The organism is Desulfuromonas sp. AOP6, from assembly GCF_009731355.2.
GTDB lineage: Bacteria > Desulfobacterota > Desulfuromonadia > Desulfuromonadales > SZUA-540 > SZUA-540.
Genome location: NZ_AP022810.1, coordinates 1,149,394 through 1,162,929, shown reverse-complemented (window position 1 = coordinate 1,162,929; position 13,536 = coordinate 1,149,394). Strand labels below are relative to the sequence as shown.

At 59.3% G+C, this 13,536-nt stretch carries 11 protein-coding genes; 4 read left to right on the top strand and 7 right to left on the bottom strand.

What is annotated here, in order from left to right; genetic code table 11:
* Positions 1 to 67 precede the first annotated feature (67 nt).
* The 4 genes from mgtE (at position 68) to AOP6_RS05515 (ending at position 6,527) form a co-directional block, all read left to right on the top strand.
* Positions 68 to 1,390, top strand: a complete 1,323-nt coding sequence (mgtE, locus tag AOP6_RS05530; RefSeq protein WP_213194775.1) for a magnesium transporter — start codon at positions 68 to 70, stop codon at positions 1,388 to 1,390.
* A gap of 50 nt (positions 1,391 to 1,440) precedes the next feature.
* Positions 1,441 to 3,456 (top strand): copper-translocating P-type ATPase, encoded by a 2,016-nt coding sequence (locus AOP6_RS05525; protein WP_213194774.1) that lies wholly within the window; start codon positions 1,441 to 1,443, stop codon positions 3,454 to 3,456.
* 60 nt (positions 3,457 to 3,516) lie between these two features.
* Positions 3,517 to 6,183, top strand: coding sequence for a cation-transporting P-type ATPase (locus AOP6_RS05520; protein ID WP_155875608.1), 2,667 nt, complete (start codon positions 3,517 to 3,519; stop codon positions 6,181 to 6,183).
* A gap of 146 nt (positions 6,184 to 6,329) precedes the next feature.
* The gene (locus AOP6_RS05515; protein WP_155875607.1) at positions 6,330 to 6,527 is read left to right on the top strand and encodes a CsbD family protein; all 198 of its coding nucleotides are present in this window, start codon (positions 6,330 to 6,332) and stop codon (positions 6,525 to 6,527) included.
* Between the two features lie 79 nt (positions 6,528 to 6,606).
* Here the strand turns inward: AOP6_RS05515 and AOP6_RS05510 are convergent, their stop codons facing one another.
* The 7 genes from AOP6_RS05510 to AOP6_RS05480 all read right to left on the bottom strand — a co-directional run bounded on the left by AOP6_RS05510 (position 6,607) and on the right by AOP6_RS05480 (position 13,524).
* A complete protein-coding gene (locus AOP6_RS05510; RefSeq protein ID WP_155875606.1) occupies positions 6,607 to 7,317 on the bottom strand; it encodes a type 1 glutamine amidotransferase in 711 nt (236 codons plus the stop codon).
* A gap of 474 nt (positions 7,318 to 7,791) precedes the next feature.
* A complete protein-coding gene (locus AOP6_RS05505) occupies positions 7,792 to 8,325 on the bottom strand; it encodes a DUF3833 domain-containing protein (RefSeq protein ID WP_155875605.1) in 534 nt (177 codons plus the stop codon).
* A gap of 18 nt (positions 8,326 to 8,343) precedes the next feature.
* Positions 8,344 to 8,916: a chalcone isomerase family protein gene (locus AOP6_RS05500; RefSeq protein ID WP_155875604.1), complete on the bottom strand. Its 573-nt coding sequence runs from the start codon at positions 8,914 to 8,916 to the stop codon at positions 8,344 to 8,346.
* A gap of 22 nt (positions 8,917 to 8,938) precedes the next feature.
* A complete protein-coding gene (locus AOP6_RS05495) occupies positions 8,939 to 9,496 on the bottom strand; it encodes a DUF2878 domain-containing protein (protein WP_213194773.1) in 558 nt (185 codons plus the stop codon).
* Positions 9,497 to 9,509: 13 nt separating this feature from the next.
* Positions 9,510 to 11,462: a DUF1365 family protein gene (locus AOP6_RS05490; RefSeq protein WP_155875602.1), complete on the bottom strand. Its 1,953-nt coding sequence runs from the start codon at positions 11,460 to 11,462 to the stop codon at positions 9,510 to 9,512.
* Positions 11,459 to 12,742 carry an FAD-dependent oxidoreductase gene (locus AOP6_RS05485; RefSeq protein WP_155875601.1) on the bottom strand — a complete coding sequence of 428 codons (1,284 nt, stop codon included), beginning with the start codon at positions 12,740 to 12,742 and terminating at the stop codon, positions 11,459 to 11,461. The genes AOP6_RS05490 and AOP6_RS05485 overlap by 4 nt, the downstream gene beginning before the upstream one ends.
* Positions 12,739 to 13,524 (bottom strand): DUF1295 domain-containing protein, encoded by a 786-nt coding sequence (locus AOP6_RS05480; RefSeq protein ID WP_155875600.1) that lies wholly within the window; start codon positions 13,522 to 13,524, stop codon positions 12,739 to 12,741. The genes AOP6_RS05485 and AOP6_RS05480 overlap by 4 nt, the downstream gene beginning before the upstream one ends.
* Positions 13,525 to 13,536: the final 12 nt, after the last annotated feature.

Here is a 13,536-nt window from a genome sequence, read left to right as displayed (position 1 = left end):
TCTGTTACAAATAAAAGCCAGTAGACGTGTATCCACCAAAGAGACTGCTGATCAACCGGAGGCGATTTTGAAGACGGATAAAAGCTGGAAATTTACAAATCCCGGTGAAATCAAGGCCTGGCTCAGTGACAAAACGCCGCTGCAGATCGCTGAAGAAACGGCCCGCCTGGAGCCAAGCCAGCAGGAGACCCTTTTCCGGCAGATAAACCGAGAGCAAGCCCTCGATGTTTTCAGACAGCTCAACGTCGCTCAGCAGGAACGGATGCTGGCAGTGACAGCGCGGGAAATCGCCGTCTTTCTCGTGGAAGAACTCGATCCAGACGACCGGGCGCGGCTGTTCAACGAACTCCCCGCCGAAGTGGTGGAAGGATACCTGACGGAGCTGAGCGCTGAGGAGCGGCGACTCACCAACCAGCTGCTCAGCTATCCGGAAGAGTCCGCCGGGCGCATCATGAGCCCTGAATTTCTGGCTCTGAGCCCGTTGATGACGGTCCTGGAGGCACTGGATTATATCCGCAAAAACGGTCGCAAGGCCGAAACCATTCACACCTTGCCCGTAACCGACAAACAGAACCGACTGGTGGGGCTGTGCGAACTGAGTGACCTGGTGCTCGGCGATTCCGAACGACAGGTCGCTGAAATCATGCACAAAGACCCTCATGCCGTCGAACCGGACGCTGACCAGGAAGAGGTCGCCCGTCTGCTGCAGGCGGCAGACCTGCTGGCCGTGCCCGTCGTTGACGAAGATGGCATGCTGCTGGGGATCGTGACCGTTGACGATGCCATGGATGTTCTGACCCTGGAGGAAAGCGAGGATCTGGCCCGTTCCGGCGGTGCCGAGCCGCTGGGGCGGCCCTACTTTTCCGTTTCGGACTTTCGCCTGGCGAAGTCGCGGGTGCTGTGGCTGGTCGTGCTGATTTTCGCCGCCTCCTTGACCGTGCAAGTACTCACCTTTTTTGAGTCGACGCTGGAAACGGCGGTCAGCCTGGCGCTGTTTATCCCGTTGCTGATCGGTACCGGCGGCAACGCCGGCGCCCAGTCCTCCACCACCATCGTGCGCGGCATGGCCATCGGAGACGTCCAGCCGAGCGACTTTATCCGCACCATCCTGCGGGAAGGGCGCGTCGGCTTCCTGCTCGGCACTATGCTGGGCCTGCTCAGTTACCTGCCGGTCAGTCTGTATGCGGGGCACGCACTGGCCCTGGTGGTTTCCCTGACTCTTTTGTCCATCTGTACCCTGGCCTCCGTGGTCGGCTCCATGATGCCGCTTGCCGCCCGATTCTTCGGCGTCGACCCGGCCGTGGCCAGCGCCCCTTTTGTAACCACCATCGTCGACGCCACCGGCCTGCTGGTCTATTTCCTGATTGCGAAGACCGTTTTGAACCTGTGACGTGAAAACGGCTGTGCGAGCGCAGCCTGTTCATTTCAAAGGAGAGTTGCATGACTAAAGAATCCGAACAGGAAAACAATCATCCGCACCACCAAGAACATGAAGATCATGAGAACCATCATGCCATGATGGCTGCCGACTTCCGGCGGCGCTTCTGGATCAGCCTGGTGCTGACGGTTCCCATCCTGATTCTCTCGCCGATGCTTCAGTCCCTCTTTGGCCTTGCCAAGGTCATCTCCTTCCCCGGGGACCACTATGTGCTGCTGGCTTTCTCCTCAGCTATCTATTTTTATGGCGGCAAACCATTCCTGACCGGCCTCTATGACGAAATCAAAGAGAAGCAACCGGGGATGATGACCCTGATCGCCTTGGCGATCAGCGTGGCCTATTTCTATTCCGCGGCGGTCGCGCTGGGGATGCCGGGCAAGGTCTTTTTCTGGGAACTGGCCACCCTGATCGACATCATGCTTCTCGGTCATTGGATCGAGATGAAATCGGTCATGGGGGCCTCTAAGGCGCTGAACGAGTTGGTCAAGCTTATGCCGACCGAGGCACATCGGTTGGATGAGGAGGGATCAACCGAAGATGTGCCGGTCGACCAACTCGAAAAAGGGGATCGGTTCGTGGTCAAGCCCGGCGAGAAGATTCCCACGGACGGTACGGTCAAGGAAGGATCTTCCCGGGTCGATGAATCGATGGTGACCGGCGAGTCTCGCCCAGTGCGCAAGGAAGAAGGCGAGGAGGTCATCGGCGGCACCATTAACGGCGACGGAACTCTGACGGTGGAAGCGGAGAAAGTCGGCGAAGATACGTTTCTTTCCCAGGTGATCGAAACGGTACGCGCCGCCCAGGAATCCAAATCCAGGTCACAGGGACTTGCAGACCGGGCCGCATTCTGGCTGACCGTCATCGCTATCACGGTCGGCTTCACCACTCTTGCGGCCTGGCTCCTTATCGGTTCCCCCTTCGTCGACGCCATGGAGCGCATGGTGACCGTCATGGTCATTACCTGCCCGCATGCCCTGGGGCTGGCAATCCCTCTGGTGGTCGCCACCTCTACCAGTCTGGCGGCTAAGAACGGCCTGCTGATCCGTGAGCGTAACGCCTTTGAAGCAGCACGCCATATCGACGTGGTCGTTTTCGATAAAACCGGAACCCTCACCGAAGGGAAATTTGAGGTCGGCGGTGTCATTGTCTTTGGCGACCAGGATGAAAAAGAAATCCTGCGGTTGGCAGCGGCCCTTGAAAGCCGCTCTGAACATCCCATCGCCGCAGGCATTCTGCAGGAAGTGAAAAAGCGCGACATGAAAGTGCCCGAAGTTGAGAATTTTGAAGCCATCAAGGGCCAGGGTATTCAGGGAAAAGTCGAAGGACGGTCGATCCGGGTGATGGCCCCCGGTTATCTTGACAAAAACAACATCGCATACGATGCAGAGCCGCTGCAGGAACACCACGACCAGGGCCGCACCGTGGTCTTCGTTGTAGAGGACGATACCGCCGTCGGCGCCATCGCCCTGGGGGACACGATTCGTGAAGAATCGGCTGAGGCCCTTAAAACCCTGCGTGATATGGAAATCCGCCCCATGATGATGACGGGGGACAAGGAGGAAGTAGCTGCCGCCGTGGCCAAGACGTTGAAGATCGACGATTATTTTGCCGAAGTCCTCCCCGAGGACAAAGCCGCAAAAGTCAGGGAGCTGCGGGATAAAGGCTTCAAGGTTGCCATGACCGGTGACGGTATCAATGATGCCCCGGCGCTGGCGGAAGCCGATCTGGGAATTGCGGTCGGGGCCGGGACCGATGTGGCCATCGAAACGGCAGATATCGTCCTTGTCCATTCAAATCCCCGGGACGTGGCCAACATCTTCCGCCTCTCCAAGGCCACGTACAGCAAAACCGTGCAGAACCTCATCTGGGCCACCGGTTACAATGTCTTTGCCATCCCCCTGGCCGCCGGCGTCGCCATACGCTGGGGGATTGTCATTTCACCGGCGATGGGCGCGCTTATCATGTCCCTGTCCACCGTCATCGTCGCCGTTAACGCCAGAATGCTTAAATTGAAATGATGGCTACCGTTTCCCGAGATAAATTTTCCGCAAAAACACTCATGAAACGGGTGGGTGCCAATGCCTGAAAAATCGGAGAGCCAAAACAAAAAGCGCGAACAGATTCAATCCCCCTGGGCTCTTCCGGCAGAGGAAGCTGCCAAACACTTTGACCTTGACCCGGAACAGGGGCTGAGCGCCGAGCAGGTTCGTCGGCAGCGTCACGTCTACGGCCCCAACCGGCTGCGTCAGAAACAGAAGGTCACCATCTGGAAACTTCTGGTCAATCAGTTCAAGAGCCTGGTGATCATCCTGCTCGGCGTCGCGTCGGCCGCCGCCTTTCTGTTCGGCGAATGGCTCGAAAGCGTTGCCGTGGCGATTGCGCTCGTGCTCAACGCGGCGATTGGCTTTATCACCGAACTCAAGGCGACCCGCTCGATGGAAGCGCTGCAACGCCTGGAGCGCGTTAGCGCCCGCGTCCAACGGGATGGGCAGGACAGTGAGATTTCTGCCGCCAAGCTGGTACCGGGAGATGTGGTACAGATCGACGCAGGCGACCTCGTCCCGGCCGATCTGCGTCTATTCGAAGCAAACCGGCTGCGGGCAGATGAATCCGCCCTGACAGGAGAATCCGTCCCTGCTCCGAAGACGACAGCTCCCCTCGACCGATCCACTCCCCTGGCCGAGCGCGCCAACATGCTGTTCAAAGGCACCGCCGTCACCTCGGGTTCTGGAGCCGGCATTGTCACTGCCACCGGCATGAATACAGAAATTGGCACCATCGCCGGCCTGGTGCAGGAGGCCGAAGATGAAATGACGCCGCTGGAAAAACGGCTGGAGCGGCTGGGGCGGCGCCTTGTGCTGCTCACCTTGGTAATGGGCATTGTGGTAGCGGCGGCCGGACTGATCGGCGGAAGGGACGTGGCGTTGGTGCTGGAGACCGCCATTGCCATGGCCATCGCCGCCGTGCCGGAAGGGCTGCCGGTGGTGGCCACCATCGCCCTGGCGCGCGGCATGTGGCGCATGGCCGAACACAATGCCCTGATCAGCCGCCTCTCCGCGGTGGAAACCCTGGGTGCGACGACCGTCATCTTCACGGATAAAACCGGTACCCTGACCGAAAACCGCATGCGGGTACGCCGCTTCATCCTGTCCGGAAAAGAGATTGAGATCGACGAAGAGGAGGGGCCCGACCCGAAGCAGGACGCGCGCCTGCAGAAAATCCTGCGGGTTGGTGTGCTGTGCAACAACGCCTCCCTCAACCAGGAAGAGGAACTGGGAGATCCCACCGAGACCGCCCTGCTACGCGTCGCTGGAGCGGCGGGAGTGCATCGCCAGGAACTGCTGAAAGATTATTCCGAAATCCGCGAGGAAGCCTTCAGTGCCGAAACGATGATGATGGCGACCTTTCACGAATACGAGGGTGAGATTCTGGTGGCGGTCAAGGGCGCGCCGGAAGCGGTGCTGGGATGCTGCACCCGCGTAGCGGAGGAAGACGAGGTGGTTGAGCTGTCGCAGCAGGGGCGCCGTGAATGGGTGGAGCAGAACCGGGCGCTGGCCGAAGAGGGCATGCGGCTGATGGCCCTGGCCGCTAAAGAGATCGACAGCAAAGACGAGGACCCCTACGGCGATCTGACCCTGCTGGGGTTTGCCGCCCTGCACGATCCTCCGCGCCAGGATGTGGCCGACGCCCTGAAGGAATGCGCCAGCGCCGGCATACGGGTCATTATGGTGACGGGCGATCATCCCGCCACCGCCCGGGGGATTGCCGCGGCAGTCGGCCTTGAGGCGGATGCATCCAAAACCCTCAAAGGAGAGATCCTGCAGGACACCGAATCTCTTTCGCCCGAGGAACAGGAAAAAATTGTGCAGGCCTCCATCTTTGCGCGGGTTACGCCCGAGCAGAAGCTTTCGTTGATCTCCCTTTATCGGGACAAGGGGGAGATCGTCGCCATGACCGGCGACGGGGTCAACGATGCGCCGGCACTTAAAAAGGCCGACATCGGTGTGGCGATGGGGAAACGGGGCACCCAGGTCGCCAAAGAGGCGGCCGACATGGTCCTCAAGGATGACCGCTTCGGCACCATCGTGTTGGCGATCCGGTACGGGCGCGGCATTTTCAACAACATCCGCAATTTTATCACCTACCTGATCTCCGGCAACGTCAGCGAGGTCGCCATCATCACCCTGGCGACGCTGGTCGGGGCACCGCTTCCCCTGCTGCCGCTGCAGATCCTCTACATCAACCTGATTGGCGATGTTTTTCCCGCCCTGGCGCTGGGTATGGGGGAAGCCCGCCCGCGGATCATGCAGCAGCCGCCGCGCGACCCCAAGGAGCCGGTGCTGACCCGCAAACACTGGCTGGGCATCGGCGGCTACACCCTGATATTTACCATCGCCGTTTTGGGAGCGTTTGCCGTGGCCCTGGTGCATTGGGAGATACCCGCCGAACGTGCTGTCACCATCTCCTTCTCCTCCCTGGTGCTGGCCCGCCTGTGGCACGTCTTCAATATGCGCGATCCCGCCAGCCCCGTGCTGCGCAACGAGATTACCACCAATCCCCATATCTGGGGCGCGATCGGTCTCGGCATCGGCTTGCTGCTTTCGGCCATCTACCTGCCAGGCCTCTCGAAAATTCTCGGACTGGTCGCCCCAAGCCCGCGGGAATGGCTGCTGATTCTTGGCGCCAGCCTCATACCCCTGGCAGTCGGACAGGCAGTGAAGCTCCGCATTCGATTCCATAAATAAACTCATTTTACATCGATAGGGCCCGCTTAAGGCCAAAGACAGGACGCAAATCAAAGTGTAACTGATTGGCTTCCCCGAACTATCCGATAGAATGAAATAGGAAGAGAACTTGGCATGACCAATTTTCGAGAGGAATGAGGGAAACCATGGATAACAAGGAATTCAAAGCCCGGTGGCATCAGCTGAGAGGACTGCTCAAAGGACTATGGGGGGAGCTCAGTGGTAATGATATCGACTTTATCGATGGTCAGCGCGAACGGCTCGTCGGAAAGCTTCAGGAGAAATACAACTTAAGCGAAAAGGAAGCGCAGCGTAAAGTGGATGAACTCTCCGACCATCTTTAAAGCCAACCATGACCAATGGAACGGGAAGTACGGTGCCCTGGGGTCACCCATTAAAAGGCCGACTATAAGTCAAGACATTTCAGACCTGACCCCTCTTGCCCACCTTCGCGTGTAAATACTCCAGAACTCTGTCCATTAAGCTGTTTATTAATGCATAGCGCTCCTGGGGCGCGGACAAAATTTCCGCTTCTGATTGAATATATTCGTCTTCAACGAGTTCATTTCGGCAATTTTCGACAATTGCCCGTGCAGATAGGGGCGTAGTTTCCAGGTGGAACTGCATCCCGATAGCATTGCTTCCAATCTGGAAGGCTTGATTTTTACAGCCTTTACTTTCTGCTATTTGAACAGCACCTTTTGGCAGACTGAAGGTTTCACCATGCCAGTGAAACACTGCAATTTCTTGTGGGAACTGAAAAGCGGAAGTGTTTTCTGATTCAACTGCTGAAACGGGGAACCAGCCAATTTCTTTCACTGGATTTTTGAAGACCTTGCCTCCCATGGCGTTTGCCATCAGTTGGGCACCTAAACAAATGCCCAGTACGGGTTTTCCCGCTTCAATAGCCCTTCTGATGACCTTTTTTTCATTTATGAGCCAAGGATATTCTGTTTCATCGGTAGCGCTCATCGGGCCACCCATGACTACGAGGAAATCAATATCTTCAACATCAGGCAAAACTTCCGAGCTGAAAAATTGGGTGCTTGATATTTCATAACCCGCGTTTTGTAGCCAGGATTCAATACTGCCCAAGCCCTCAAACGGTACATGCTGTAAGTAATGTGCTCGCATTTTGAATCCTGTTTCCTTGTAGGTAGATTCACCTCGTAAGTGCACCACCCGCACCGCGGGCTAAAAAGCAGGACATGATGGGGTTTCTGGTATTGTTGGAAGTGCGAGCAACCAATACACCGGAAAGGAACCCATCATGTCCTAGCAGCATTTTACGCCGCATGAGCGCTATGTCATCAACCATTTAAGGGTAGCCAAGCAAAAGCAAATAGGTCAGGTCTTGAAGTATCAGTTCTTATTCCCGTTGAACACCTTGCGGACCGTGGTGTAGTGAATCCCGCGAACTTGCGCTATCTCTTTGCAGAGCATAACCTTGCTCTGCGTGCGCCAGCCGGAAATCTGGGAAGTGTCCTTTATTTCTCAGGAGGCAAACCCGACCAGGGCCGCCGCGACGCTTAGTCCTACCCAACCGAGGAGGTACAGGATTTGAAGGGACGTCTTTAATTTTTTGCGATCTCCGGCCATCCGACCCTTCTACTTAAGAATCACCAGGAGGATTTCCCCCACCCGAATACCGAACTTGCGCATCTCGGATTCATTGACCAGGACTCCAGGGCTCACCAGGTACATCCGGTCATCGATGGTCACCTCCAGGCTTTTTCCCCTGTAGGGGACTTCCAGCACATATTCCATGAAAAAGCTGTTTCCAGCCACCTCCCCCCGAGCGGTGCCGACCACGTCATTGGCAGTGCCGGTGTACCGGCCTTTCCCCTCCCGGGTCAGTTTCCAGAGCCGGCGCTGGACTTCCCCGTCATCGAAGACGAAGGTCTCGTCCAGGGTTCCCACGGGGCCGTCCCACCAGGCCCGGATCTCGGCAGTGAAATACCGGATGACCTTGCCGGAGCGATTCTTCACCACCCCATGGGCAGTGAGAGGCCCGTCGAAGAAAGTCTCGAGAACCAGTTCAGGGGTCCGCCCCTCGTAGTCGCTGACGGTGACGGAGGCGCACCCTGGCAGAAGGAAAATCAGCAGAAAGGCGGCGCACAGGATCGAACTCAAGCTCTTCATGTTTTTCTCCTCGGTGGTTTACCGGCCCAGCAGGTTGTCGCGGAAATCCTCGCTGATGGGATTGTCCCCCAGCCAGATGCCGAAATAGGCCACGGCGAAGTCGGCACCGGGGATGGTCCCGAGGATCTGGCCGTTGAGACGCAGTTCCGTCCCCCCGCCCGGGGAGTAGGCCAGGCCGTAGCGGTCCCCCGCCCTGACGTCCTGAAAAAGGCGGTAGAGGAGGTTCAGGCGGGACTCGAGGATCTGGTAGTCCTTCTCGGAGTGGTTTTCCCTCAGAAGCTTGTCCGATGCCTTGCCGAAGTCCTCGCCTTCGATTTCCCGGAAATAGCTCAGCTCGAGCTTTTTCGCCACATCATCCCTCCATCGGTCCGCCGGAACCTCTGCGGGGAGATAGAAGGCCCCGACGTACACGCTGAAGAGACCAGCCCACTTGAGGATGGCCGTCCCCTTAATCGTGAGCACTCTGCCATTAACATGGACCTGGTCCGGGAACTGAACTCCATGGATTTCTGCGGCATGCCCGGCGCTGGTGAAGAGAATCATGGCCAAGGCTGCCGCCAGGACATTCCTCCCGTAATGTCTATTCGCCATAATTATCCCCCCTCTCCAGAAATCAAGCTCTTTTCCCCATGCCCCGGTAGCTCCCCGTGGCCTCCCCGAAACGTTCACTGAGCCACAGTAGGGCTGGAGTCACGGAAGCCCACACCAGGGCAAGGCTGAGGAAGGTCAGAACGGGAAGGTCGCCGAGAGAGGCGGCGCCAAGGCGCATGCCTGCCCCATAGGCCAGCGGCCCCCCCACGCCGCCAAGGAGAGCCGCGAGCACATACCGGCCGGCCATCCAGCGCAGAGCGTAATGGAAGAGGGTCGCGAACTGGGCCCAGATAACAAAGACCCACAGGGGAATCCATAGGGGCCACCCGGGGTCGCTCCGGAAGGTGAACAGTCCCAGGCCCTGCTGGAGACTGTCGATGGTCACCCCGAGAAGACAGGCGCTTCCCAAAAGCAGGATCTCGTTTCGCCGGTTCCCGGCAAGGAGCAGGTGCACGACAATAAGGAGGAGCGAGAGAAGAGCCCCCGTTATCGGGTAGCCCCAGGCGGCTCCCAGGACGCAGAAAAACCAGCCGGTCTGGTAAAGGAAAAAATTCAGCACCTTGCTTGCCAGGGGTGTCATGGTTCCTCCGGGGTCAGCCGCGATTCGGTTTGTTGAGGACGAACTGGGCCAGGTCGATGAGTCCAGCGGTGAAACCAGCCTGACAGTAGGCAAAGTAATAGTCCCACTTACGGACGAAAGAGTCGTCGAAACCGAGGGCATGGATCTCCCCCTGACGCTTCAGGAGGGTCCTGCGCCAGATATCCAGGGTTCGGGCGTAGTGGCGACCGTAGTTTTCGACCTCTTCGATGGCCAGGGAGGAATGGTTTCTCACCGCTGCGGAAATGGCCCCTGGGGAGGGGACATGCCCCCCGGGAAAGATATGCTTGCGGATCCAGTCGGAACTGGTGCGGTAGGTCTCGTATTTCCGGTCGGCGATAGTGATGACCTGGATAGCCGCACGGCCGCCGGGGGCCAGGGCCCGGTCGCAGGCAGCAAAGAAAGGGCCCAGCCCGGCATGGCCCACGGCCTCCAGCATTTCGATGGAGACGATTTTTGAGTATGTCCCCTCGATGTGGCGGTAGTCGCAGAGCCGCAGATCGATGCGATCCTCCAGGCCCGCCTCCCGCACCCGCTGCAGGGCGAAATCGAGCTGCTCCCGGGAAACGGTGATTCCGGTGACCCGGCAGCCCGTCTGACGCACCGCTTCGAGGGCGAAGCCCCCCCACCCGCAGCCGATCTCGAGGACGTGGTCCGCCGCTGTGATCCCGGCCTTGCGGATCATGGTTCGCAGCTTGTTTTTCTGGGACTGTTCGAGGGAATCGGTCTCCTGCTCGAAGATTCCGCAGGAGTAGGTCATGGTGGGATCCAGGAGGATGGAGAAGAAATCGTTGCTCAGGTCGTAGTGTTCCCGGATGTTGCGGGAGCTGCCCCGGACGGTGTTGGGACGCCGCAGGTGGCGGACATAGTTGACCAGTCGCCCCGCCGCTGCCGTGGCGAGGCTGCGGTCGTCCATTGCCTCCTCATTGGCGGCAAGCAGCGTGAGGACCTCCGGCAAATCCGGTGTGGTCCAGTCGCCGTCGGTGTACGATTCCCCAAATCCCACGTCGCCATGGAGCATCACGCGGCGGAAGAAGCGGGGCTCGCGGATCTGCATCCGGAGGGGAGTGTCTTCCCCCGAGCCGAACCGGAACTCCCGTCGGTCTGGAGTGGTGAGGAGCAGCCGTCCTTGGGGTAGACGGGAAAGGAACCGAAGAACCATTTTTTCGCCGAGACGGTCGAGGAGGCCGGCCGGAACGGGACGGATGGTCAGGGCGCTTTCGGGAACGGGCTTGTGATACACGGGAAGTCTCCTTTGCCAATAAAGTCTCGCCGCCTGCCAGAGGATGCGGGGCATGGTCAGGCTGGCGCACAGCGGATGGCTCGCCACCGTTCGGGCCAGGCTCCCGGGGGTCAGGGGTCTGGCCTGGCCTTGGATCCGGGCCACCAGAGAGAGTCTGTCGTCCTGGAAGTAGCGGATCGTGTTATCGATGTTCTCCCCCGGAGGCGTCAGGTGGAACTCGTAACGGCCCCGCCTCGGAAAAAAGGGGGAAACGTGGAAAACCTTCTGGACCCCGGACTGCAGAACGGTCTCCCCGGCAAGGAGGTAGAGGTGCATCTCACCGAAAGTATTGTTGACCTGGACCAGCACGCAGGCAAGACGCCCCTCGGGGTCGTGACAGTAGAAGAAGCTGGCAGGGTTGAAAACATAATTGAAATACCGGGCGGCGGTGACCAGCACCACCCGACCCAGCTCCATACCCTGCCCCAGCTGCCGGAGGAGGTTGGCCAGCTTGGTCCGGATCGGTTCCTCCCCAGGGGTCAGGTAGTCCCGGTCGTGGACGGCCACGGGCCGCAGCCGGTTGTACCCGAAGAGGGGATTCTCCTTGGCAAGTCCGGGAAGCTCGTCCAGATCGAAGGCATAGAAATAGACCGGATACCGGAACTGGTGGCGCACCGGTTCCAGACGGGCATGACTGACCTCCCCCTGATAGATTCGGGAATTCACAGGGATATCCCGAAAGACTTGGCCACCGCCACTCCGGACCGGACGGCGTCCTCATGGAATCCGTATCCGAAGTAGCTGCCGCAGAAAAAGGTCCTCTGCTTCCCGTTGAGGTCCGGCAGCTCCCTCTGGGTGGCCATAGCGTCAAAATCGTAGAGGGGATGGTGGTAGTCCATCTCGGCAATGACGGTAGCCGGATCGAAGGGATCCCGACGGTTCAGGGTCACGCAGTAGTCCCTGGAAGTGCGCAAACCCTGCAGGCGGTTCATGTAGTAGGTCACGAAGACCGGGCGGTCCTGCTCCGTCTCCCGCTCCCGGGTGAAGTTCCAGGCAGCCCAGGCGGATCGGCGCCGGGGAAGCAGGCTCGAATCCGTATGCAGGACCGTGTGGTTTTTCTGGTAGCGCCAGGGAGACAGGAGCCGGGTTTCCAGAAGGCTCGGGTCCTTGAGCATCGCCAGGTTCTGGTCGGCGTGGGCGGCGAGGACGACGTGATCGAAGGAGAGGACCTCGCCGTCCGCAAGGGTCACCTGGACCCCCTCGGGCCGGCGTTCGATCGCCCGGACGGAGCTCCGGAGGTGAAGCTGCCCCCGGAACTTACCGGAGAAGGCCTTGACATAGGCATGGCTCCCCCCCACTACCGTTTTCCAGATGGGGCGGTTGCGGAAGGACAGCAGCCCGTGGTTGCGGAAGAAATTCAGGAAAGATACCGCAGGAAAATCGCCGATCTGCACGGCCGGCGTGGACCAGATGGCTGCAGCCATCGGCACCAGGTAGTTGTCGACCAGGAACCGGGAGTACCCCCAGTGGGCCAGGTACTCCCGGAGGGTAACCGTGTGGACCGTCCCCCCCTCCAGGTCGAGGCTGGCCTGTCGGTTGAATCGGCCGATTTCCTGCAGGAAACGGAAGAAAGTGGGGCTGAAGAGGTTCCGTCTCTGGGCAAAGAGGCCGTTGAGGTTGGTACCAGCGTAAACCAGCCCGCTCTGGTGGCACTGAAAGCCGAAGGACATTTCCGAATCCCGGGTGGCCACCCCCAGCCGTTTCAGAAAGGTCTGAAAGAGAGGATAGGTCCGGTCGTTTAGAACGATGAAACCGGTATCGACAGCCGCGCCGGCATCGGGGCCCTCCTTGATCTCGATGGTATGGGTATGGCCGCCGAGATAGTCGTTCTTCTCGAACAGGGTGACCTCGTGCCGCTCCTGCAGGAGGTGGGCGGCGACAATGCCGGCCACCCCTCCCCCGATGACGGCGATCCGCTGGCCCGGACGGGCGTGGTCCTGGGTCATCGCCCCGACCTCCCCTCTCGTGGAAACCACGGGAAAAAGGCGTTGGTGCGCTCCTTGTAGGATTCAAAATGGGGATTCCCCTCGTACTTGGCCTCCAGCATGGGGATGCCCGAGACTTTGAGCAGAAGAAAATCGATCAGAAGGGGGCTGACGACGGCGGCCCACCCAACAGGGGAGCCGAGGGCGATGAGAAAGATCCCCCACCACAGGGTGGCCTCCCCGAAGTAGTTGGGGTGGCGGGTCGTCCGCCAGAGACCCGTCTGCATAATTTTTCCACGATTGACCGGATCCCTCTTGAACCGCAGGAGCTGCCAGTCCCCTACCGCCTCATACCCGAAACCGAAGGTCCAAACCAGAACACCCGCCAGATCGAGGAGGGTCAAGTCTCCTCCGGGCGCCACCATGAGCAGCAGCACGGGAAGGGCCACCAGAAAGACGACCGTTCCCTGCAGAAGGAAAATCTGAAGGTAACTGCGCCAGACGAAGGTCGAACCCCACTCCTCCCGCCATTGGCGGTAGCGGGAGTCCTCCCCCTCCTCCCCCCGCTTGCGCAGGAAAATGTGAACCGCCAGGCGCACTCCCCAGACGGAAACCAGCCCAAGGGCGAGAAGCTGCCGGGGATGACCGCTGTCGGCAGCCAGGTAAGCCGAACCGCCGACCAGGATAAAAGCGAGACCGTAGACGATGTCCACGATGCTGTTGTCCCGGAGGTACAGGGCCAGCAGGAAGACGGAAGTCATGAAGACCAACAGAACGAGGGCGGCGAGGATAAAGACGTTCATGGCGAATTCCGA

Excerpts from the sequence above, each read along its gene's own strand:
- AOP6_RS05525 (WP_213194774.1), top strand. The coding sequence starts at position 1,441 with ATGACTAAAGAATCCGAACAGGAAAACAATCATCCGCACCACCAAGAA.
- AOP6_RS05520 (WP_155875608.1), top strand. The coding sequence starts at position 3,517 with ATGCCTGAAAAATCGGAGAGCCAAAACAAAAAGCGCGAACAGATTCAA.
- AOP6_RS05515 (WP_155875607.1), top strand. The coding sequence starts at position 6,330 with ATGGATAACAAGGAATTCAAAGCCCGGTGGCATCAGCTGAGAGGACTG.
- AOP6_RS05510 (WP_155875606.1), bottom strand. The coding sequence starts at position 7,317 with ATGCGAGCACATTACTTACAGCATGTACCGTTTGAGGGCTTGGGCAGT.
- AOP6_RS05505 (WP_155875605.1), bottom strand. The coding sequence starts at position 8,325 with ATGAAGAGCTTGAGTTCGATCCTGTGCGCCGCCTTTCTGCTGATTTTC.
- AOP6_RS05500 (WP_155875604.1), bottom strand. The coding sequence starts at position 8,916 with ATGGCGAATAGACATTACGGGAGGAATGTCCTGGCGGCAGCCTTGGCC.
- AOP6_RS05495 (WP_213194773.1), bottom strand. The coding sequence starts at position 9,496 with ATGACACCCCTGGCAAGCAAGGTGCTGAATTTTTTCCTTTACCAGACC.
- AOP6_RS05485 (WP_155875601.1), bottom strand. The coding sequence starts at position 12,742 with ATGACCCAGGACCACGCCCGTCCGGGCCAGCGGATCGCCGTCATCGGG.
- AOP6_RS05480 (WP_155875600.1), bottom strand. The coding sequence starts at position 13,524 with ATGAACGTCTTTATCCTCGCCGCCCTCGTTCTGTTGGTCTTCATGACT.